Source organism: Geobacter metallireducens GS-15 (assembly GCF_000012925.1).
GTDB classification, from domain to species: domain Bacteria; phylum Desulfobacterota; class Desulfuromonadia; order Geobacterales; family Geobacteraceae; genus Geobacter; species Geobacter metallireducens.
In genome coordinates, this window is the sequence record NC_007517.1 from 3,828,664 (window position 1) to 3,849,951 (window position 21,288).

15 protein-coding genes, 1 tRNA gene and 1 other RNA gene are annotated in these 21,288 nt (G+C 61.9%); 6 read left to right on the forward strand and 11 right to left on the reverse strand.

All coding sequences use genetic code 11. From position 1 onward, the window contains the following. Nucleotides 1-64: 64 nt before the first annotated feature. From selB to GMET_RS17165, 11 genes are all read right to left on the reverse strand, one after another. Nucleotides 65-1,975, reverse strand: coding sequence for a selenocysteine-specific translation elongation factor (gene selB, locus GMET_RS17120; protein WP_011366189.1), 1,911 nt, complete (start codon nt 1,973-1,975; stop codon nt 65-67). Beyond that, entirely contained in the window at nt 1,972-3,780 is a 1,809-nt protein-coding gene (locus GMET_RS17125; RefSeq protein ID WP_004514223.1) for an ABC transporter ATP-binding protein, read from the reverse strand. Before GMET_RS17125 ends, selB begins: the two co-directional genes overlap by 4 nt. Nucleotides 3,781-3,922: 142 nt before the next feature. Then, on the reverse strand, nt 3,923-4,510 hold the full coding sequence (locus GMET_RS17130; protein WP_011366190.1) for a GTP-binding protein: 588 nt from the start codon (nt 4,508-4,510) through the stop codon (nt 3,923-3,925). A 19-nt stretch (nt 4,511-4,529) separates the two neighbouring features. Continuing rightward, nucleotides 4,530-5,021 (reverse strand): roadblock/LC7 domain-containing protein, encoded by a 492-nt coding sequence (locus GMET_RS17135; protein ID WP_004514225.1) that lies wholly within the window; start codon nt 5,019-5,021, stop codon nt 4,530-4,532. 276 nt (nt 5,022-5,297) lie between these two features. After that, nucleotides 5,298-8,885 carry a pyruvate:ferredoxin (flavodoxin) oxidoreductase gene (gene nifJ, locus GMET_RS17140; protein ID WP_004514226.1) on the reverse strand — a complete coding sequence of 1,196 codons (3,588 nt, stop codon included), beginning with the start codon at nt 8,883-8,885 and terminating at the stop codon, nt 5,298-5,300. A 205-nt stretch (nt 8,886-9,090) separates the two neighbouring features. Further along, nucleotides 9,091-9,684: a recombination mediator RecR gene (gene recR / locus GMET_RS17145; RefSeq protein ID WP_004514227.1), complete on the reverse strand. Its 594-nt coding sequence runs from the start codon at nt 9,682-9,684 to the stop codon at nt 9,091-9,093. Nucleotides 9,685-9,960: 276 nt separating this feature from the next. Then, complete coding sequence (locus GMET_RS17150) at nt 9,961-10,275, reverse strand: YbaB/EbfC family nucleoid-associated protein (protein ID WP_004514228.1); 315 nt, start codon at nt 10,273-10,275, stop codon at nt 9,961-9,963. Between the two features lie 70 nt (nt 10,276-10,345). Then, the gene (gene dnaX / locus GMET_RS17155) at nt 10,346-12,094 is read right to left on the reverse strand and encodes a DNA polymerase III subunit gamma/tau (RefSeq protein WP_004514229.1); all 1,749 of its coding nucleotides are present in this window, start codon (nt 12,092-12,094) and stop codon (nt 10,346-10,348) included. 83 nt (nt 12,095-12,177) lie between these two features. Then, an RNA gene (gene ffs, locus GMET_RS18490) (signal recognition particle sRNA small type) lies at nt 12,178-12,276 on the reverse strand. 96 nt (nt 12,277-12,372) lie between these two features. After that, a tRNA-Ser gene (locus GMET_RS17160) sits at nt 12,373-12,460 on the reverse strand. 89 nt (nt 12,461-12,549) lie between these two features. Continuing rightward, a complete protein-coding gene (locus GMET_RS17165; RefSeq protein ID WP_011366191.1) occupies nt 12,550-14,274 on the reverse strand; it encodes an ABC transporter ATP-binding protein in 1,725 nt (574 codons plus the stop codon). A gap of 461 nt (nt 14,275-14,735) precedes the next feature. On the opposite strand from GMET_RS17165, the gene GMET_RS17170 reads away from it, so the two are divergent. The 6 genes from GMET_RS17170 (at nt 14,736) to GMET_RS17195 (ending at nt 21,279) form a co-directional block, all read left to right on the forward strand. Next, on the forward strand, nt 14,736-15,320 hold the full coding sequence (locus GMET_RS17170) for a 4Fe-4S dicluster domain-containing protein (RefSeq protein WP_004514231.1): 585 nt from the start codon (nt 14,736-14,738) through the stop codon (nt 15,318-15,320). Continuing rightward, nucleotides 15,317-16,207 (forward strand): CoB--CoM heterodisulfide reductase iron-sulfur subunit B family protein, encoded by an 891-nt coding sequence (locus GMET_RS17175; protein WP_004514232.1) that lies wholly within the window; start codon nt 15,317-15,319, stop codon nt 16,205-16,207. Before GMET_RS17170 ends, GMET_RS17175 begins: the two co-directional genes overlap by 4 nt. Before the next feature lie 214 nt (nt 16,208-16,421). After that, nucleotides 16,422-18,419, forward strand: coding sequence for a CoB--CoM heterodisulfide reductase iron-sulfur subunit A family protein (locus tag GMET_RS17180; protein ID WP_004514233.1), 1,998 nt, complete (start codon nt 16,422-16,424; stop codon nt 18,417-18,419). Between the two features lie 167 nt (nt 18,420-18,586). Further along, nucleotides 18,587-19,093 (forward strand): hydrogenase iron-sulfur subunit, encoded by a 507-nt coding sequence (locus GMET_RS17185; RefSeq protein ID WP_004514234.1) that lies wholly within the window; start codon nt 18,587-18,589, stop codon nt 19,091-19,093. 1 nt (nt 19,094) lies between these two features. Beyond that, nucleotides 19,095-20,012, forward strand: coding sequence for a 4Fe-4S dicluster domain-containing protein (locus GMET_RS17190; protein ID WP_004514235.1), 918 nt, complete (start codon nt 19,095-19,097; stop codon nt 20,010-20,012). A 310-nt stretch (nt 20,013-20,322) separates the two neighbouring features. Next, nucleotides 20,323-21,279, forward strand: coding sequence for an IS110-like element ISGme8 family transposase (locus tag GMET_RS17195; RefSeq protein WP_004513407.1), 957 nt, complete (start codon nt 20,323-20,325; stop codon nt 21,277-21,279). Nucleotides 21,280-21,288 lie beyond the last annotated feature (9 nt).

The window sequence follows — 21,288 nt, forward strand, 5'->3', positions numbered from 1 at the left end:
CCAAAACTGGCCGTTAAATAGTACGCCATAATGAAACTGTTGCAATGCTCCAGAGTGCAAACCTCTACCCCTTACGCAGAATCCGCTTGTCACCAACCCGGATGGTGATTTTCTCCTGATCGAAAAACTCAAGGAGAGGGATCATGAATTTACGGGAGAGGCCAGTAAGCTCCCGAAACTCCGGTGGGGTGATCTCCCCCTTCTCCCGAAGGCGGGCGACGAGTTTCTCCCGGATCTCTCCGACAGGGCCGGGGGGGTAGAACACGTCGCTCTTGAGCTTCACGGCCCGCCCCTGCCGGGCAAGGATGTTCAGGTGCTCCAGAAGCTCCTTCTCGCCGCAGCGGAGCTGGTCGCACAGTTCCTTCACGGTGGGAGGCTCAAAGCCCCCCCGCAGAAGAGCTGCCTCGATCCGCCCCTGGAGGCCGGACTGGTCCACGGTCGGCTCCCCCTTACGGCCGGGGAGCTTCACCAGTTCCCGCTCCACCACCACCTTCCCCTCCTTTTCGAGGGAAGTCAGCAGTGGCGTGAAGAAACGGGGATCACTCCGTTTCGGAAGGCGGGTCTTCAACTCCTCCTTGCCGATCCCCTCTTTCAGCGGGTTATCCCGCAGATACCCTTCCACCTCCCCCTGAAGATGGGACTTGAGGGAGCCGAACGCGTCCCGGGAGAGGAGGATCCGGGGTTCCCGGACCACCTGCACCACCTCGCCGGCCGACAGGAGCGAGGCCAGGGCAGCCTCGGCCCTGCGGGGAGAGAGGCCGCTGCGGAGCGATATTTCCTCGAAGGCAACGCCGGAGAGGAGGCTTCCGGCCACCAGGAGTCTGACGGTGTCCGCCTCGGCGTGCTCCCCCAAGGCATGAAGAAGCGCCAGCGCCTCATCGGAGCGCCGCCGGCGACGGGGAGGTATCGGGTCCAGAACCCGGCCACCGCCCACGGTGACCTGGGGGGAGTAGGAGCGGAGCACGAAGGGGTCGCCGGGGAGGAGGAGCACCGGATGCTTCAGGCGAAGCTGGACAAAAGCGGATTCCCCCGGCGCCAGGACGTCCCGGTCCAGAAGGATCACCTGGGCCGGCACCTCGTAGGTGGCTGAATGGAGCCGGAGCGTGGCCCGGTGCCGAAGCTCCTTGGGGGCCGTTGGGAGGAGGTCGAGGCGGACATCCACGGCACGGGTGGTCCGAAAAACACCCCGGGGCACCACGATGTCCCCCCGCACCACTTCCGTGTGCTCGACCCCCTGGAGGTTCACCGCCACCCGCTGCCCGGCGCCGGCCGCATCTCCCTTCCGGCCGTGGGTCTGCACGCCCCGCACCCGAGCCTCCCTGCCCGAGGGGAGCAGCTCCACCTCGTCCCCCACCCGGATCTCGCCGGCCAGGAGCGTTCCGGTCACCACCGTGCCGAAGCCGGTGACGGTGAAAACCCGGTCCACGGGGAGGCGGAACGGGCCTTCGCTCCGCTTTTCCTCCACCTGGGCGGCAAGGCGGGCCAGTTCCCCCTTGAGATCATCGATCCCCGCGCCGGTCCGGGACGAGACCGGCACCACCGGCGCCTCCTCCAGGAAGCTCCCTGCCAGGTACTCCCGCACCTCTTCGGCCACGAGACCGAGCCACTCGGGGTCCACCATGTCGCTCTTGGTGAGGGCCACGAGCCCCTTCTTCACCCCCAGGAGCTGACAGATCTCCAGGTGCTCCCGGGTCTGGGGCATGACCCCCTCGTCGGCGGCGATGACGAGCATCACGAGATCCATCCCCCCTACACCGGCGACCATCGTCCGGACGAAGCGCTCGTGCCCCGGCACGTCCACGATGCCGAACCGGAGACCGCCCGGCAGTTCCAGGTGGGCAAAGCCGAGCTCGATGGTGATCCCCCGCTTCTTCTCCTCGGGGAGGCGGTCGGTGTCGATGCCGGTGAGTGCCCGGACGAGGGAGGTCTTGCCGTGGTCGATATGGCCGGCGGTGCCGAGGATGAGGTGTTTCATGGATTGTCCTGCTCCCTGAACTGAAGCTGATAGAGCCGTGCGTAGACTCCTCCGGCGGCCAGGAGTTCGCGGTGGGTCCCCTCCTCCACCTTTTCACCCCGGTGGATGACGACGATCCGGTCGGCATCCTGAACCGTGGAGAGGCGGTGAGCCACCACCAGAGACGTACGGCCCGCCATGAGCGCCCGGAGCCCCTCCTGGATGAGCCGCTCAGACTCGCTGTCGACGCTGGAGGTGGCCTCGTCGAGGACGAGGATCTCCGGGTCGAAAGCCACGGCACGGGCAAAGGAAATGAGCTGCCGCTCGCCGGCGGAGAGGTTCACCCCCCGCTCCCGCACCTCCTCGTCGTACTTTTTGGGAAGCGCCTCGATGAACCGGGCGGCCCCCACAAGCCGTGCCGCCTCCTCCATCCTGGCAGCAGCCCCCTCGTCCCCCAGGGAGATATTGAACCCGATGGTGCCGGTGAAAAGATACGGTTCCTGGAGGACCACGCCGATCCGGCGCCGGAGGTCGGGAAGGGGCAGCTCCCGGATGTCGGCGCCGTCAAAGAGGATGCTCCCCCTGCTCACGTCGTAGAAGCGGGAGAGGAGCCGGGTCACCGTCGTCTTGCCGCCGCCCGTCTCCCCCACCAACGCCACCTTCTCCCCCCGCCGGATGGTGAGGTCTATCCCCCGGAGGACGTACTCCTCGTCCTTGTAAGCGAACCAGACATCCTTGAAGGCGATGGTGTTGACTGCCCCCTCATCCCCGGCCCCCCGCCTGGAGGGAGAGGGTGGCCGAAGGCCGGGTGAGGGGTATCCATCCTTCTCGGTGTCCAGCAGGTTGAAAATCCGCTCTAGGGCCGCCATGGCTCCCTGCATGATGGAGTACTTGGCCGAAAGATCCCGGATGGGGCCGAAAAATTTTTCGGTGTACTGGATGAAGGCCACCAGTGCCCCGAAGGTAAGGGCGCCGCTGACGATCTCCCCCCCGCCGTACCAGATGATGAGCCCCACGGCGATGGAGGAAAGGGTCTCCACCAAGGCATAGAGGGAGGCGTCCCAGGTGATGACCGGGAGGTTGGCGTCCCGGTAAGCGGCGTTGAGCCGCGAAAACTCCCGCCGCTCGGTTTCTTGCCGGTTGAAAAGCTGAACCACCGCCATGCCGCCGATGGTCTCGGCCAGAAAGGTGTTGAGGTTCGCCAGCCGGGCACGTACCTCCCGGAAGGCCTTGCGCATCCTGACCCGAAACGTAAAGGCGACCCAGATGAGCACCGGCAGGACTGCGAAGGTGACTAGGGAGAGCTTCAGGTTCATCCAGAGCATCACCCCGACGATCCCGGCCAGGAAGAGGATGTCCCCCACCACCGTAATGATCCCTGCGGCGAACATCTCGCCGAGGACTTCCACGTCGCTGGTGAGCCTTGTCACGAGGCTCCCGGTGGGAGTCCGGTCGAAAAAGGCGACCGGAAGCCGCTGGACGTGGCTGAAGAGCTCCATGCGGAGATCGAACATCACCCTCTGCCCCAGGTACTGGAGGAGCCAGACCTCAAAGAACGTCAGGAGCGACTCGGCAAGGATCAGGGCGAGAAATCCGGCCGCCACCAGCGGCAGACCCTCCATCCGGCCGGTGATAATGTGCTCATCGATGGCCACCTTCATGATCCACGGCTGGGCCAGCCGGGCCGCCGCCGAGAGGGGAAGGAGGCAGAGGGCTGCCACGGCGAGCCACCGGTAGGGGAGCACGTAGCGGATAAACCGCGCCATGAGCCTCCCGTCATAGGCCTTGCCAACTATCTCGTCTTCGTAGGCACCACCGAAATGCATCGTCCCCCGCCTGAAAGCCCGTCCTTCGGCTTCTAACCGTCGGTGGCCGCCATTCTACGTCATTTTACCGGCAGGCAAAACAAAAAAGGCCCATGGCATTGCCATGGGCCGCAAACGTGGGATCGATTCACGCGCTGAGGCTTCAGCGCCCTTTCTTGAGGTCAATGAGGATCAGCTTGGCGACCGCCTTCAGGGTCTCGAAAACCCCTTCGCCGGTGGAGGCGCAGGCCTCGAACTCGGGAACCCCCGTGGGGTTCAGTTCTCGCCGGAGTTCTTCCACGGACAGGACTTCCGGCAGATCCCGCTTGTTGTACTGAATCACGTAGGGAAGCTTGTCCAGATCGTATCCCTGTTCCTTGAGATTGAAACGGAGGTTGTCCAGTGACTCGACATTGGCATCCATCCGCTCCTCCTGGGAATCGGCCACGAAAACCACGCCGTCCACCCCCTTGAGGATCAGCTTGCGGGAGGCATCGTAGAAAACCTGGCCGGGAACGGTGTAGAGGTGGAACCGGGTCTTGAAGCCGCGGATCTCGCCAAGGGCCAGGGGGAGGAAATCGAAAAAGAGAGTCCGCTCCGTCTCCGTGGCGAGACTGATCATCTTCCCCTTCGCCTCGGGAGCGGTCTTCTGGTAGACATGCTGAAGGTTGGTGGTCTTGCCGCAGAGGCCCGGCCCGTAGTAGACAATCTTACAGTTTATCTCGCGCGATGCGTAGTTGATGAAGGACATCCGCCGTACCCCCGGGCCGTCAGTTAAAGAGATTATCGATGTCGTCGTCGGTGATCTCGGCGAAAGGGAACTCCTGGATGCCGCTCCGCTCCTTCTCCTCGGCCTTTTTCATGAGCCGGTCGAAGATGGCGGTCAACTCCTCGGAGGCCTTCTTGACCCGGAGCCTTACCAGCCCCAGGGAGGACCGGGTGTCGAAGAGGACCACAAGAATCACCCGCCCACCGACGATGGAGATATGGAGGTTGTCCTTTTCCCCCTCGTGGAACAGGATGGAAAATTCCTTCTCGCCGATCAGCTTGGCAAGACCACCGGTGGCGGCGATGTTTCCCGCAGTGAGCGATGCCAGCGACGTGGTGTCAAACCGCTCGGTCTCGCCGCAGCCGGCGATGAGCTGGCCGTTTTTGTCGACCAGGAAGATCACCTTGGCGTTGGCCTCCCGGAGCAGCTTCTCGATCGCAAGATTGATCAGCCTGAACTCCTCGTCGTACATCACCATCTGAGGATCTGCCATGTATGCACCCCTTCACCGGGCTGTAAAATTTGCACCGATACTGATGGGTTATAACAAAAATTTGACACTCGTTCAAGGAGAGAAAACAGCGCCAGTGCGGCACCTGCCGTCACAGCCGCCACTAGCCCTTCTGCAACTAGCCGACATTTCTGCAAAATCAAGGCCAGTGTATCAATGCCACCCGGATGACACTTTCAGTATTCGTCCCTGGCATTTCGTGCAACAAAAAACCCCGGCAAGATCCTTGCCGGGGCTTTTTGTTGGTACGGGCAGACGTTACTTCTCGCAGGTCTCCTCGAAGTTGAGGGCCGCCAGTTTCTGGTAGTAGCCGAAGTGGGCCTTGGACCAGGCAGCCGCCTTCCGCATCAGCTCCTCGTACCCCTTCGGGTTGTTCTTTCTGAGGACGCGGTAGCGGTTCTCGCTGTTGACGTACTCGTCGAAGGCGATGGTAGGGGCCTTGCTGTCCAGCTGCAGCGGGTTCTTGCACTCGGCGGCAAGCTGCGGATTGTAGCGGTACAGCGGCCAGTAGCCGGAGTTGACCGCCCGCTTCTGGCAATCGACGGCCTTGGTCATGTCGATGCCGTGGGCGATGCAGTGCGCGTAGGCGATGATGAGGGACGGGCCGTCATAGGCTTCCGCCTCCAGCAAGGCCTTGATGCACTGGGCCGGATTGGCCAGGGAGACGGCCGCCACGAAAACCGAGCCGTAGGACATGGCCATCATGCCGAGGTCCTTCTTGGAAACGGCCTTGCCACCGGCGGCGAACTGGGCAACGGCGCCCAGCGGGGTCGACTTGGAGGCCTGGCCGCCGGTGTTGGAGTACACCTCGGTGTCGAGAACCAGCAGGTTGATGTTCTTGCCGCTGGCAATGACGTGGTCGAGGCCGCCGTAGCCGATGTCGTAGGCCCAGCCGTCACCGCCGATGCACCAGATCGACTTCTTGACCAGGTAGTCGGCCACGGTGAGGAGACGCTTGGCCTCCGCCTCGGGGCAGCCGGCCAGGGCTTTCTTCAGCTCCGCCACCCGACCGCGCTGGGCCTCGATGCCGGCCTGGGTCGACTGGTCGGCACCCTTGATCTCGTTCATGAGGGGTACCGCGCTCGTGCAGGAAGAGCAGGAGCAGGAGGAGGAAAGCTTGTCGATCAGCTCAAGGGCCATGGCGTTGAACTTGTCCACGGCCAGCCGCATGCCGTAGCCGAACTCGGCGTTGTCCTCGAACAGGGAGTTTGACCAAGCCGGACCAAGCCCGTCGGCCCGCTTGGCATAGGGGGTGGTCGGGAGGTTGCCACCGTAGATGGAGGAACAGCCGGTGGCGTTGGCGATGAGGGTCCGATCGCCGAAGAGCTGGGTCAGAAGCTTCAGGTACGGGGTCTCGCCGCAGCCGGCGCAAGCGCCGGAGAACTCGAACAGCGGGCGAACCAGCTGGGAGCCGCGGACGGTATCCAGCTTGGCCACGGTCGGATCAACATCGGGAATGGTGAGGAAGAAATCCCAGTTCGCCACTTCCTGTGCTCTGAGCGGGGCCTGGAATGCCATGTTGATGGCCTTGTGGTTCGGGTCTTCCTTGCTCTTGGCCGGGCAGTTGTGGACGCAGGCGCCGCAGCCGGTGCAGTCTTCCGGAGCCACCTGGACGGTCAGCTTCTGTCCCTTGAACTCGGGAACCTTGCAGTCCACCGACTTGAAGGTGGCCGGAGCGCCGGAAAGGACAGAGGCGTCGTAGGCCTTCATCCGGATGGTGGCGTGGGGGCAGACGAAGGAGCAGATGCCGCACTGGATGCAGAGCTGCTCGTCCCATACCGGGATATCCACGGCGATGTTCCGCTTCTCGAACTGGGCGGTGGCCGTCGGGAAGGTGCCGTCGGCCGGCATCTTGGAAACCGGCAGATCGTCGCCGAGGCCGGCGATCATGGGCGCGGTGGTCTCCTGAACGAACTGGGGCGCCTTGGGACTGACGACCGGCGGCTTCGTGATGGTGCTGGTGGCCTTCTCGGGCACCGCCACCTCGTAGAAGTTGTTGAGGCCGGCATCCACCGCCTTATAGTTCATGGCAACGACCGCTTCACCCGCCTTGCCGTAGGACTTCTTGATGGCGCCCTTGATCTCGGCAACGGCCTGATCCAGCGGGATGATGTTGGAGATCTTGAAGAACGCGGTCTGCATGATGACGTTGATCCGGGGACCGAGGCCGATCTCGTTGCCGAGCCGCACACCGTCGATCACGTAGAACTTCAGCTTCTTGTCGATGATCTGCTGCTGCACGTCGGTGGGGAGCTTGTCCCAGATCTCGTTGTGGTCGAAGGGGGCGTTCAGGAGAAACGTGGCCCCCTGCTTGGCCTTGGCCAGCATGTCGTACTTCTCCACGAAGGCGAAGTTGTGGCAGGCCACGAAGTCGGCCTCCTGCACCAGATACGGCGCCCGGATATACTTCTTGCCGAAGCGCAGGTGCGACGTGGTCATGGAGCCGGCCTTCTTGGAGTCGTAGACGAAGTAGGCCTGGGCGTTGTTGTCGGTCATCTCGCCGATGATCTTGATGGAGTTCTTGTTGGCGCCCACGGTGCCGTCGGAGCCGAGGCCGAAGAACATGGCCTGGTAGGCCCCTTCCATCGGGTTGAAGAAGGCCGGATCGCAGGGGAGGCTGCTGTTGGTCACGTCCTCGGTGATACCGACCACGAAGTTCCTCTTCGGCTTGTCGGTGGCGAGGCTATCGAACACCGCCTTGGCCTGGGCCGGGGTGAACTCCTTGGATCCGAGGCCGTAGCGGCCGCCGACGATAACCGGGTAGCCGTCGAACTGGCACTTGCCGTCGGCCATGGCCTCGCCGATGGCAGTGCGGACATCCATGTAGAGGGGCTCGCCCAGGGCGCCGGGCTCCTTGGTCCGGTCGAGGACGGCGATCTTCTTTACGGTCTTCGGCAGAGCGGCGATGAAGGCGTCGATGGGGAACGGCCGGTAGAGGTGGACTTTCACCACGCCGATTTTCTCACCCTTGGCGGAGAGGTTCTCAACCGTCTCCTGCGCCGTGTCGGCGCCGGAGCCCATGATCACGATGACGCGGTCGGCGTCGGGGGCGCCCACGTAGTCCACCAGCTTGTACTGGCGGCCCGTGATCTTGGCGAACTTGTTCATCTCCTCTTCGACGATCTCGATGCACTTCGGGTAGTAGGAGTTTACCGTCTCGCGCCCCTGGAAGTAAACGTCGGGGTTCTGGGCGGTGCCGCGCATGAAGGGGTGATCCGGGGAGAGTCCGCGGGCCTTGTGGGCGGCGATCAGCTCGTCGTCCAGCATGGCGCGCATGTCGTCGAAGGTCAGCTCTTCCACCTTCAAGACCTCGTGGGAGGTACGGAATCCGTCGAAGAAGTGGAGGAACGGCACCCGGGCGCGGAGCGTGGCGGCCTGGGAGATCAGGGCGAAGTCCATGACCTCCTGGGCGTTGTTGGAGCAGAGCATGGCCCAGCCGGTGGAGCGGCAGGACATGACGTCGGAGTGGTCGCCGAAGATGGAGAGAGCCTGGGCAGCGATGGCGCGGGCCGAGACGTGGAAGACCGTGGAGGTCAGCTCGCCGGCGATCTTGAACATGTTCGGGATCATCAGGAGCAGGCCCTGGCTGGCGGTGAAGGTGGTGGTCAGCGCCCCTGCCTGGAGCGCGCCGTGGACGGCACCGGAGGCGCCCCCCTCGGACTGCATCTCGACGACCGACGGAATGGTCCCCCAGATGTTCTTCTCACCCATGGCGCTCTTCATGTCCGAGATCTCTCCCATGACCGAAGACGGGGTGATGGGGTAGATGGCAATCACCTCGTTTGTGGCGTGGGCCACGTGGGCGGCCGCTGTGTTGCCGTCGATGGTAACCATGTTGCGACTCATGCTCTCCTCCTCTGTGATAAATACGAAACAGCGTTAAACTGTCGTCGTTCCTGAGTTGAGGCTCATGCAAAACTATTGCGTGGCCGGTTTGCGTTGTTGCCGTTCACTCGAAAGCTCAACGTACCGAGGGGTACGCCTCACTTCCTCGTTCTCTTGCGCCAGCATCCCGGCCTCCCAATCACGTTTTGCACGTGCCTCATTTGTCCTACAATTCGCTCCGTCCCTCAAGGGCCCGCTGCACCGTGGCCGCGTCCACATACTCCAGATCGCTCCCCAGGGGGATGCCGTGGGCAAGCCGCGTGACCCTGATGCCAAGGGGCTTGATCTGCCGCGCAAGATAGAGGGCCGTCGTTTCCCCCTCAACGGAGAAGTTGGTGGCAATGACCACCTCCCGCACCGTACCCTCTTCGAGCCGCCGCATCAGTTCGGCGATCCGGAGCCGGTCGGGAGTGACCCCGTTCAACGGCGACAGGGCCCCCTGAAGGACGTGGTAACGTCCCCGGAAGGCCCGGGTCCTCTCCACCGCCAGGAGGTCCTGGGGTTCCTCGACAACACAAAGGGACGTCTCGTCGCGGTCGCTGCTGCAGAGCCGGCAGGGATCTTCCTCGGTGATGCCGAAGCAGACGGAACAAAATTTCACCCGGCTCAGCACCTCGCCGAGGCTCTCAGCAAGGGCTGCGGTATTCTCCGGGTATTTAAGCAGGTGAAACGCGAGCCGCAACGCGGTTTTCTCACCAACACCCGGCAATTTCTGCAGCTCCGCAAGGAGCCGCGCAAACGAGTTTGAGGACTGTAGCATAGTTCCCGCCAAAGATAAAACAATTTTTTATTAAAACGAAAATAAAACTTTTTACTTACGGTAAAGTTTCACCGCTTTTTGCGATTTGCACTAAAGATTTTTTAGTTATAGTAAAAATTACTACTTTAATGCTGCACCAGGGAACCCGCCACCACCCCCAAAATCAAGCAGAGTTTTCATTTTCGCGTCAGATACAAAGAAGGGGCGACAGCCTTCCAGCTACCGCCCCAAAACCGGCTGCAACCGGGACAATGCCCGGACAGACCCATGCCAGACTCAGAAAAGGCCGGGAATATTGAGGCCGCCCGTAATCTTGCCCATCTCCTCGGAAAACTTGGACTGAACCTTTTTGAGGGCCTCATTCACAGCGGCAACGATGAGATCCTGGAGCATTTCCACATCGTTGGGGTCAACCGCTTCCGGCTTGATTGTCAGGGAAACGAGCTGGTTCTTGCCGGTCACCACGGCAGTCACCGCACCGCCCCCTGCCGTCGCCTCGGCGGTCTGCTGCGCCGCCTCTTCCTGCAGTTTCGCCATCTTCTGCTGCATCATCTGGGCCTGCTTCATGATACCTGCCAAACCTTTGGACATCTGTTCCTCCGTGGTTTCGTGAGATGAGATTTACTCTTGATTAAAGAGTTTTGTTGAAATTAAAACATTGTTAGCGGGACTCTTTCCGCTCCAGGGGCTCAACCTCCGCAAGGGTGCCGCCGAAGACATCGAGCGCGTCGGCAACCGCGGGATGAGAGGTGGCGGCCTGCTTCAGGACGGTCTGTTGCTGTTCCTTCTCAACCCTTTTTTTTTCCAGAAGATTGGGAGGAGCTTCCGCCGCGTCAGGAGCAAGGGGACGCATGACGAGAACGGGTTCGGCCAAGAAGAACTGGCGAGCCAGCTCCTTCAAGGCAGCCTGGGAGTCGCTGTCCCTGAGGCTGGCCAGGGCGAAGGCGCCTTCCGGGAAACCGATTTCCAGCCGGTCTGCCGAGACAACAAGCGGACTCCCCTGTTCGAGCATCGAACCGAGTCGCGGCTTGGCACCCTTGACAAGAGCGACGAAATCAGCCCAGGAATCGCCGGTCCGGCGAGGCTCCGAAACGGGCTTCGCCTCCTCGCGGCGCGGCGCGGGAGCAGAGGGTGCAGCCTGCCGCTCGGCCGGCCGTGGTGGTGGAGTGGCGGCGGTGCGTTCAGGTGCCCTGGCCGGAGTGGGAGAACCGGCAGGCGCCGGGGGCGTTGCACGCCACTGGGCACGAGCGTCGGCAACGCCGCCCCCGCTCCCTTCTTCAATCTTGTTCAGACGCTCCAAGAGCTGATCCACCGGCACCGCCGGTGCCAGAGTCGCCATTTTGACCAGGGCCATCTCCAGCACGAGCCGGGGGAAGGATGTGTGGCCGAGTTCCCCGTCAGCCCGCAACAGCACCGTCAAGTGCCGCTGGAGGTCATCAAGCGGAACGCTCTCCGCCTGCTGCCGCAGGGTCGCCAGTTCCGCCTCGGAAAGGTCAAGGAGGTCGGTGCCATCCCCCACCGCCTTGAGGATCAGGAGGTTGCGAAGGTGGTCGATGAGCTCTCCGCAGAATTGTCGCATATTGTAGCCGAACTCGTCCACCCGCGCCACGATGTCGAGGACCGTGCGGGTATCCCGGCCAAAGACCGCCGCCGTGGCATCGAGAAGAAGCCGTCGGTCCACCACCCCCAGGAGGCTCACCACCTCCTCGTCCCGCACCTGGTCGCCACAGAAAGCGAGGACCTGGTCGAGCACCGACAGGGAGTCGCGCATGCTCCCGTCCCCCTTGCGAGCCACCATGGTGAGAGACGCGTCACTGATGGCGATCCCCTCCTGGTCCACGATGTGGCGCAGACGCCCCACCACCTTGCCGAGCGGTATCCGCCGGAAGTCGAACCGCTGACAGCGGGAGAGAATGGTGATCGGCACCTTGTGGGGCTCGGTGGTGGCGAAGATGAACTTGACGTGGGGAGGGGGCTCTTCCAGGGTCTTCAGCAGAGCGTTGAAGGCATTCGTGGAGAGCATGTGGACTTCGTCGATGATGAAGATCTTGTAGCGGAGCCGGGACGGGAGGTACTTGACGTTTTCCCGCAGCTCCCGGATGTCGTCGACGCCGGTGTTGGAGGCGCCGTCGATCTCGAGGACGTCCACGGCGGTGCCGGCGGTGATCTCCGTACAGGCGGGACAGACATTGCACGGCTCGGGGCTCATCCCCTGCTCGCAGGTCAGGGCCTTGGCCAGAATACGGGCGGACGAGGTCTTCCCCACCCCACGGGCGCCGGTGAAAAGGAACGCATGGGCGATGCGGCCGGAATCGATGGCGTTCTGAAGGGTCTGGCTGACATGCTCCTGGCCGGTCAGGTCGCTGAAGGTCTGGGGGCGCCACTTTCGTGCGAGAACGAGATAGGACAAGGGATCAACACCTCACGACGCGGTCGGATGCTTGCGTGCTCGGAAAGGGGGGAGGGTGTAACGGGGGCGTTGCGGGCACAACTGATAGCTGGGCTTCCCCGCGGCACACGGTGTCAGTTACTGCCGTTGCTTCCTTCCGGACCTGGCGGGGTTCATAACCTACCGTTGCGCGGGACCCAGCTATCAGCTCTGCCCGCAAAAGACGCTCGGCCCGGAACGGAGTCCGGGCCTCGGTGTTATTATCACACAAGCCACGGCGGACTTGTCGATTTCCATTATGGCGGAGAGAGAGGGATTCGAACCCTCGGTACCTTGCAGTACACACGATTTCCAGTCGTGCTCCTTCGACCTCTCGGACATCTCTCCGGAACCATGGACTATAGTATAAGCCCCCCGGTTTGTAAAGCCACTTTTTTCTCCCGCTTTTCTCACTGCAGAAGAGCATACCGGACAACTCAGAGGCTCGCAAGCTCACGACGGATCTGCTGCTCACGCCACATGGCGCAGTAGAGCCCGTCACGGGCAACCAGGTCGTCATGACTCCCCTGCTCGGCGATGACGCCATCCTTCAGCACGATGATCCGGTCGCACTCCCGCACAGCCGAGAGGCGGTGGGAGACAACGATGACGGTCCGGTCGCCCCAATAACCCGAAAGCCCCTCGAGTATCGCCTCTTCGGTCTGGGCGTCCACGGCCGACAAGGGGTCGTCGAGGATCAGAATTGCCGGATTCTTGAGAAGCGCCCGGGCAATGGCGGCGCGCTGCTTCTGGCCACCGGAGAGGGTCACGCCCCGCTCCCCCACCAGAGTATCGTAGCCGTCGGCGAAACGGAACACATCCCCTTCCAGGCTGGCAAGGCGCACCGCCCCCGCGATCTCCTCCACGGTCGCCCCCTCCCTGCCATAGGCGATGTTTTCGCGGATGGTGCGGGAAAAGAGAAAGCTCTCCTGGGGAACGAACCCGATGGCGCTCCGGAGCTGGGCCAGCGGGAGCCGGTTTATGTCGACCCCGTCCAGGAAAATCTTGCCATCCGGAACTGGATAGAGCCGGGCCAGCAGGCGAACCAGAGTCGATTTACCGCTCCCCACGGGCCCGACAATGCCGAGGCGGGAACCGGCGGGAATAGTGAGCGATATTCCGTCGAGAATCGGCGGCAACGCCTCCCCCATGCCGTTATATGAGAATCTCACCTCCCGCAGCGCGATCTCACCCCGAGGAGTACAGGCATCGGCCGGCTCCGCCGGCTCCGTGACGATGGGAGTGGCGTCGAGCACCTCGTTAAGGCGGGCCATGGACGCGCCCCCCCGCTGGATCAGGTTGAGAATCCAGCCAAAAACGATCGTGGGCCAGACCAGCATGGCCAGATAGCCGTTGAAGGCTACGAAATCCCCCAGAGTCATGACGCCGTCAATGACCCGCTGCCCCCCGAGGAAGAGGACAACGAGGGTGCCGAAGGCCGAGGCGGCCGCCATGATGGGAAGCAGGATCCCCCGCAGCCGCGCCATGGTCATATTGCGGGCCAGGTAGCGACGGCCGGTTTCCTCGAAGGCGGCCACCGTCGCCTCTTCGCGGCAATATGAGCGCACCACCACGGCTGCGGCGATGCTCTCCTCCGCCTGACTGGTGAGGCGTGCCAGCTCCTCCTGGGCCCGCCTGGAATGATGGAACATCCGGCGGGTAATCCCCTTGGCGGCGACGATCATGAGAGGGAAGGGGATGACGGCCCAGAGGGTGAGGGAAGGATTGATGCTCGCCATGAGAACTATGGCGGAAACATAGACCAGGGCGGTATTGATGACGTTCAGGATGCCGAAGCCGAGGAGCATCCGGACGTTGGTCAGGTCGTTGGCGAAGCGGGACATGAGGTCGCCAGTCCGCTCCCCGGCATAATAGGGCATGTCGAGGGTGAGGAGCTTTCCAAAGAGGTCTTCGCGGATGGCATACTCGGTTCGCCGGGCAGCATGGAGGAGCGTCGTGCGGGAAAAGATCCGGATCACGCCGTGGAGAAGGGCCGCGACCATGATAACCCCACCGTACCAGGCGGCGGAACGGGAGGCAGTGCCCGGATTCCGGAGGCTTTCCACCGCCAGCTTCAGGAGCCATGGGATCAGGAGAGAAAAGGCGTTGGTCCCGAGCAGGCAGATGGCGCCGAGAACATACGTCCCGCGACGTTCCCGCATGTAACCGTAGAGTCGTCTGAGTTCGCCGATGGGTCGCCTCCCGGGGGAATGGTTGCTCCGGACCTTGTAATCCATTTCCGGCTCGTTGTCAAAATCAGGTCCAGCACTCATCCCTTCATGTTGACAGTTCCAGTTTTGAAACCGACTGGCGGCAACGGGCCGATTGAACAACGCATTTTTCAGCAATAGTGCGCACCCACAAAGTCACACACCGTTCTACTTTGGCATTGACAAGGCGTTGTACCCTGTGGTACCACAATTTAATAAAACTAAAAACTACCCCCACACAACCCCGTCAAACAACGACTAATAGAATATTTGTTTTAGTAAAAGTAAAACCGTCATTTGCTTTTTCATAAATTACGCGACGGAGCACTAATTCCTCCCCCTTCCCCATGTCGCTCCGCACCGCGATTTCCGCCCCCCTTTCTTCCTTCGGCCACCCCAGCCCAGGAGGTCGTATGAAGCACTCAACAATGCGTCTCTCCATCGAGACGATGAATCTGGACTTCGTGAAGAAGGTCGAAGCCCTGTCGGGCAGTTCCGTGCGGCGCTGTTTCCAGTGCGGCAAGTGCTCGGCGGGGTGTCCCATGCGCAGCTTCATGGAGCACCCCCCCAACCGGATCGTGCGGTTCCTGCAACTGGGGCAGTACGAGCGGGTCCTGGCGGGCCGGAGCATCTGGTACTGCGCCTCGTGCGAGACCTGCACCACCCGCTGCCCCAACAAGGTGGACCTTGCGGCCATCATGGATGCCCTGCGCAAATGCTCCTGGGACGCCAAGGGGCCGTCCAAGGAATCCTACGTGCAGCTGGCGAACCGGCTCTTCATCGACAACATCCGCACCTACGGCCGACAGTACGAGATGCGGCTCGCCGCGGTCTTCAACGTAAAGAGCGGCCAGTTTTTGAAGGATCTCATGCTCGGCCCCAAACTCATCACCAAGGGGAAGCTCAAGGTGTTCCACCAGAAGAACAAGAACCTTGCCGAGATCGAGCAGATCTTCAAGCGGATCGAGGAGCTGCGCAAAAAGGGGGAGGCACCGTGACCCCTGCAAAGAAACTCCTTTCTTACTCCTACTACCCGGGCTGCTCGCTGCACGCCTCGGCCAAGGAATACGACGAATCGACCCGCGGGCTGTTCAAGGCCCTCGGGATCGGCCTGCAGGAAGTCCCCGACTGGCTCTGCTGCGGAGCCACGCCGGCCCACAACGTGGACGAGTTGCTGTCGCTCTCCCTGTGCGCCAAGAACCTCTCCCTGGCCGAAGGGGTTGAGGGGGACCTGGCCGTGGCCTGCGCCGCCTGTTTCTCGCGCCTGAAGGTCACCCAGCACCACCTGGCCGACAACGAGACCAAGCGCAAGCAGGTGGAGTACGCCATCGACGGGACTGTGAACCTGGCCAAACCGGTGAAGCACCTGCTGGAGATCCTGGCGAAGGACTTTGGTCTCGACCGGCTCACAGAGGCAGTACAGAAACCCCTTGCCGGCTTGAAAGTCGCCTGCTACTACGGCTGCCTCCTGACCCGCCCCCCCGAGGTGCCGCAACTGGACTGCGTCGAGGCCCCCACCATCATGGAGCGGGTCATCGGCGCCGTGGGGGCCGAGACCGTGGGCTGGAGCCACCGGATGGAGTGCTGCGGCGCCAACTTCACCCTGTCGCGCCCCGGCGTGGTCCTCAAGCTCTCCGGCAGTATCCTCGATTCCGCCAAGGCCGCCGGCGCCGACTGCCTCATGGTCGCCTGCCCCTTGTGCCACGGCAACCTGGACATCAGGCAGAAAGAGATCGAGGAGGCCACAGGGCAGCGCTTTGGCATGCCGGTCTTCTACATGACCCAGCTCCTGGCCCTGGCTGTAGGGGTCGCGCCGGGAAAACTCGGCTTTGACAGCATGATCGTGAACCCGCTGCCGCTGTTGCGGGAAAAACAGCTTTTGTAATAACACGGAGAAACGGAGCACACGGAGAACGGACAATAATTAACAGGCCTCATCAAAGGGTATTCAAGGATTAAGAGACGTCGAGGCGTAAACCAAAAAATGATTTTCGGTTCGCATCCCGATCCTTATGAGTATCCCCATTAAACAATAAATATTTTTGCTTTTCTCCGTGCTCTCCGTATCTCCGTGTTATTGAATTTGTAAGAGGTATTCAATGTCCCGAATCGGCGTATTCGTCTGCCATTGCGGCGAGAACATATCAAGGACCGTTGACGTGGAACGGGTAGCTGCCGAGGCCGCGCGGCTTCCCGGCGTTGCCTATGCCACCGACTACAAGTACATGTGCTCCGACCCGGGCCAGAATCTCCTGAAAAACGCCGTGACCGAGCACCGGCTCGACGGGATCGTCGTGGCGGCCTGCAGTCCCCGGATGCACGAGAAAACCTTCCGCAATGCCGCGAAGAGCGCGGGGCTGAACCCCTTCCTCTGCGAGATGGCAAACATCCGGGAGCACTGCTCCTGGGTCCACGAGGACAGAGACGAAGCCACCGCCAAGGCCAGCGACATCGTCGCCATGATGGTCGCCCGGGTAAAGAAGGACAAGAGGCTCGTCCCGATCACCGTGCCGGTCACCAAGCGTTCCCTTGTGATCGGCGGCGGCATCGCCGGCATCCAGGCGGCCCTGGATATCGCCGACGCCGGCCACCAGGTGGTGCTCGTGGAGCGGGAGCCCTCCATCGGCGGGCACATGGCGCAACTCTCCGAGACCTTCCCGACCCTGGACTGCTCCCAGTGCATCATGACCCCCAAGATGGTCGATGTCGCCAATCACCCCAACATCACGCTTCACACCTACAGCGAGATCGAGGCGGTTGACGGCTACATCGGCAACTTCCAGATCACGGTCCGCAAGAAGGCCAGAAGCGTCATCGAGGAAAAGTGCACCGGCTGCGGCGTCTGCTCCGCCAAGTGCCCCCAGAAGAAGATCCCCAACACCTTCGACAAGAACCTCGGCACCCGCCCTGCCATCTACGTCCCGTTCCCCCAGGCGGTCCCCAACACCCCGGTCATCGACCGGGCAAACTGCACCTGGTTCAAGACGGGGAAATGCGGGGTCTGCCAGAAGGTCTGCGGCCCCGGCGCCATCAACTACGAACAAGAGGACCAACTGATCGTCGAGCCCGTTGGTGCCATCGTGGTCGCCACCGGCTTCGAGCTCTACTCCATTACCGAGAAGCCCAAGGGCTCCCCCATCAAGGGATACGGCGAATTCGGCCACGGCACCATCCCCGATGTCATCGACGGCCTCACCTTCGAGCGGCTGGCCTCGGCCTCCGGCCCCACCGGGGGAAAAATCCTGCGCCCCTCCGATGGCAAAGAGCCCAAGCAGGTGGTCTTTGTCCAGTGCGTCGGAAGCCGGGCCCGGGAGAAGGGAATCTCCTACTGCTCCAAGATCTGCTGCATGTACACCGCCAAGCACACCATGCTCTACAAGCACAAGATCCACGACGGCCAGGCCTACGTCTTCTTCATGGACGCCCGGACCCCGGGGAAGAGCTACGACGAGTTCTGGCGCCGGGCGGTAGAGGAAGAGGAGGCGGTCTACATCCGGGGAATGGTCTCCCGGCTCTATCAGAAGGGTGACAAGGTGGTGGTCATGGGGAGCGACATCTCCGTGGGGGTCCAGGTGGAGATCGAGGCGGACCTCGTGGTTCTGGCCACTGCGGTGCAGCCCCGGGCCGGCGCCGACACCCTGGCCCAGAAGCTCGGCATCTCCTACGACAGCTATCACTTCTACTCCGAGGCCCACGCCAAGCTGAAGCCCGTTGAGTGCGCCACCGCCGGCATCTACCTGGCCGGCGCCTGCCAGGGGCCGAAAGACATCCCCGACACCGTGAGCCAGGCGAGCGCCGCTGCGGCCAAGGTGATGACCCTCTTTGCCAAGGATGAGCTGGAGCGGGAGCCGATCGTCGCCAAGGTGAACGAGAAGAACTGCGTGGCCTGCCTCTACTGCAAGAAGGTCTGCCCCTACGGCGCCGTGGAGGAGAAGGAGATCCGGGACCGCCAGGGGAACCTGATTCGCGTCGTGGCCTACGTGAACCCCGGGGTCTGCGGCGGCTGCGGCACCTGCCAGGCGAGCTGCCCGTCCAAATCGGTGGAATTGGATGGCTACACCGACGAACAGATCATGGCCATGATCGAGGCGCTGTAGGATCAAAAACTTTTTGCCACAGAGGTCACAGAGGACTCAGAGAAAACCAGCATCAAAAAAAATACGCCCGAAGTTACCCTCTTGCCGAGAGTACAGGGTAAGTGGGCGTTGTTTTCGACTTTTCTCTGTGCTCTCTGTGTCCTCTGTGGCTAGAGAAGGTTTTAAAAATGCATGTAAAACCAAACCACACATTCGAACCGAAGATCGTCGCCTTTGTCTGCACCTGGTGCACCTACGCCGGGGCGGACCTGGCGGGGACCGCGCGCCTGCAGTACCCGGCCAACACCCGGGTGGTGAAGTTCCCCTGCACCGGGCGGATCGACCCGGTCTTTATCCTGCGGGCCTTCCAGAAGGGGGCCGACGGGGTGCTGGTCTCCGGGTGCCACCCCGGGGACTGCCACTACATGGCGGGCAACTTCCACGCCCGACGCCGCTTTGCCGCCTTCCGGGCGCTTCTGGACTTCATCGGGGTGGACCTGCAGCGGCTCCAGTTCTCCTGGGTCTCCGCCGCCGAGGGGGGCAAATGGGTCGAGGTGGCCACGGAGCTCACCGAACGGGTCCGGGCACTGGGGCCGATGCGGGAGTTCAAGGAACTGGAGGCGCAGGAGCAGTGGTCCGGAGCAATAGACTCTCCGGAGCTGCAGGAAGCGTACGAGGCGGTGGGGAACATCTGACATGAACACTACGGCTCAACAACTCGATACCACCGCCATCGCCCCTGCGGTCTACGCGACCATTACCGACGCCATCTGCCGGGAAGCTGAGAAAGCCCTGGAGAGCGGCGCCGTGGCCGCCGTGGTGGGGTGGCAGGCGGGGCGAAGGCAAGGCACCGCCATGCCGGCCATCGTCACCACCCCGGCAGATACGGACAAGCTCATCTTTTCCCCGGCCTGCGTCAACAACCTGGCCCTCTACCTCTCCAAAGCCAAGAAGGAGATCCGGGCCAGGGGGAAGATCGCCATCGTGGTCAAGGGATGCGACCTCAAGGCGCTTGTGGGACTCATGGGAGAGAACCAGCTGAAACGGGCGGATATCCACGTGATCGGCGTGGTCTGCCCCGGGGTGCGAGGGACAAGCGAACCCCTCGCGAAGAAGTGCCGGGAGTGCACGGTGCACACCCCGGAAGGGGCCGATGTCACCGTGGGGACGCTCCCCGAGTTGCCGCACTTCACGCCGGCCGAGAGCGAGGAACTGGCCCGGCTTGAGGCCATGACCCCGGCGGAGCGCTGGAGCTTCTGGAAGGAACACTTCGCCCGTTGCATCCGCTGCTACGCCTGCCGCCAGGTCTGCCCCTTCTGCTACTGCGAGCAGTGCCTCTGCGACCGCAACCGCCCCCAGGCGGTGGAGACCACGCCGCGGCCGGCCGGCAACATGGCCTGGCACATCGTACGGGCCATGCACCTGGCGGGGCGCTGCGCCGGGTGTGCCGAGTGCGAGCGGGCCTGCCCCATGGACATCCCCTTGAATCTCCTGAACCGCAAGATGGCCAAGGAGTTGAAGGAGCTCTACGGCCACGAGGCGGGGTTCGAGGTGAAGGAGAAGGGTCCCCTGGCGGAGTACCGGGAAAACGACGACCAGAGTTTTATAAAATAACCAAAACCTGGAATAACACGGAACAACGGAGCACACGGAGAAAACCGAATAAACTGACAAGACAACGGGTCGCAAATCATTTCAGGTACCCCTAATGATCGGGTTTAAGCCGTTCTCCGTTGCTCCGTTGCTTGTATGTTTCAGTAACCGGTTATATGTTCTCCAGAATTGGACACGACAGCTTGGTCGTTGCTTGGGCCAATTGAGCCCGTCACAGAGCGTAATGCGTCGTGTCCATCTTTCCTCAACCCGAACGGTTGCTTGGGCCGAAACGAGCCCGAATTTTCGCAAGAAAGGGACTGGAGAGAATATGGAACCCAATGATGCAGTTGTTGGAGTCGACGTTAGTAAAGAGCATCTTGATGTCTACCTCATGCCAACTGGTGACCAGAAAAGGGTGACTAACGATGATGCCGGTTGTGCTGAGCTGACGACGTGGCTCATTACGAACGCCCCTTGTCGGATTGTTCTCGAAGCCACCGGCGGCTTGGAGATGCTAGCTGTCAGCACCTTATCAGCAGCGGGTCTGCCAGTGGTCGTGGTTAATCCTCGGCAGGTCAGAAACTTTGCCAAAGCATGCGGGCTGCTGGCGAAGACCGATATTCTTGATGCCAAGATCATTGCCCGATTTGCCCAAGCCATCAAGCCTGAAATCAGGCCGCTCAAGGACGAGACAAGCCAAAATCTAGCAGCACTGCTGGCCCGCCGCCGGCAGTTGGTCGAGATGCTTGTGGCGGAAAAAAATCGCGTGATTTCCGCTGCACCTACGGTCCGCAAAGGCATCATGACCCATATTGCCTGGCTGACACAGCAGATCGATGACGTTGATAAAGACATCTCAACTCTTATTCAGTCCAGCGAATCCTGGAAGGCAAAAGAAGAAATCCTTACCAGTGTCAAGGGCATCGGCCCTGTGACTGCGGCCACCATACTGGCAGCACTTCCGGAGTTGGGGACCATTTCCCGACAGCAGCTTGGCGCTCTGGTCGGAGTATGCCCCTATAATCGGGACAGTGGCAAATTCCGTGGAAAGCGCGCAATCTCCGGTGGCAGAGCAACCGTGCGTTCTGTCCTGTACATGGCAACATTGTGTGCCGCCAGGTTTAACCCGGTTATAAAAGCCTTCTATCAACGCCTTACAAGCGCCGGAAAACTTCACAAAGTCGCGATCACCGCTTGCATGCGAAAACTACTCACCATCCTCAATGCCATGGTGAAAAACAACCAGAAGTGGGATCACTCGAAATTCACTCCACTTCTGCACTAATTTGTTGAC

Bases quoted from the DNA above. Each gene is read 5' to 3' on its own strand.
- nifJ (WP_004514226.1), bottom strand. From the start codon at position 8,885: ATGAGTCGCAACATGGTTACCATCGACGGCAACACAGCGGCCGCCCAC.
- GMET_RS17185 (WP_004514234.1), top strand. From the start codon at position 18,587: ATGCATGTAAAACCAAACCACACATTCGAACCGAAGATCGTCGCCTTT.
- recR (WP_004514227.1), bottom strand. From the start codon at position 9,684: ATGCTACAGTCCTCAAACTCGTTTGCGCGGCTCCTTGCGGAGCTGCAG.
- GMET_RS17125 (WP_004514223.1), bottom strand. From the start codon at position 3,780: ATGCATTTCGGTGGTGCCTACGAAGACGAGATAGTTGGCAAGGCCTAT.
- GMET_RS17170 (WP_004514231.1), top strand. From the start codon at position 14,736: ATGAAGCACTCAACAATGCGTCTCTCCATCGAGACGATGAATCTGGAC.
- GMET_RS17195 (WP_004513407.1), top strand. From the start codon at position 20,323: ATGGAACCCAATGATGCAGTTGTTGGAGTCGACGTTAGTAAAGAGCAT.
- GMET_RS17130 (WP_011366190.1), bottom strand. From the start codon at position 4,510: ATGTCCTTCATCAACTACGCATCGCGCGAGATAAACTGTAAGATTGTC.
- GMET_RS17135 (WP_004514225.1), bottom strand. From the start codon at position 5,021: ATGGCAGATCCTCAGATGGTGATGTACGACGAGGAGTTCAGGCTGATC.
- GMET_RS17190 (WP_004514235.1), top strand. From the start codon at position 19,095: ATGAACACTACGGCTCAACAACTCGATACCACCGCCATCGCCCCTGCG.
- GMET_RS17180 (WP_004514233.1), top strand. From the start codon at position 16,422: ATGTCCCGAATCGGCGTATTCGTCTGCCATTGCGGCGAGAACATATCA.
- GMET_RS17165 (WP_011366191.1), bottom strand. From the start codon at position 14,274: ATGCGGGAACGTCGCGGGACGTATGTTCTCGGCGCCATCTGCCTGCTC.
- selB (WP_011366189.1), bottom strand. From the start codon at position 1,975: ATGAAACACCTCATCCTCGGCACCGCCGGCCATATCGACCACGGCAAG.
- GMET_RS17150 (WP_004514228.1), bottom strand. From the start codon at position 10,275: ATGTCCAAAGGTTTGGCAGGTATCATGAAGCAGGCCCAGATGATGCAG.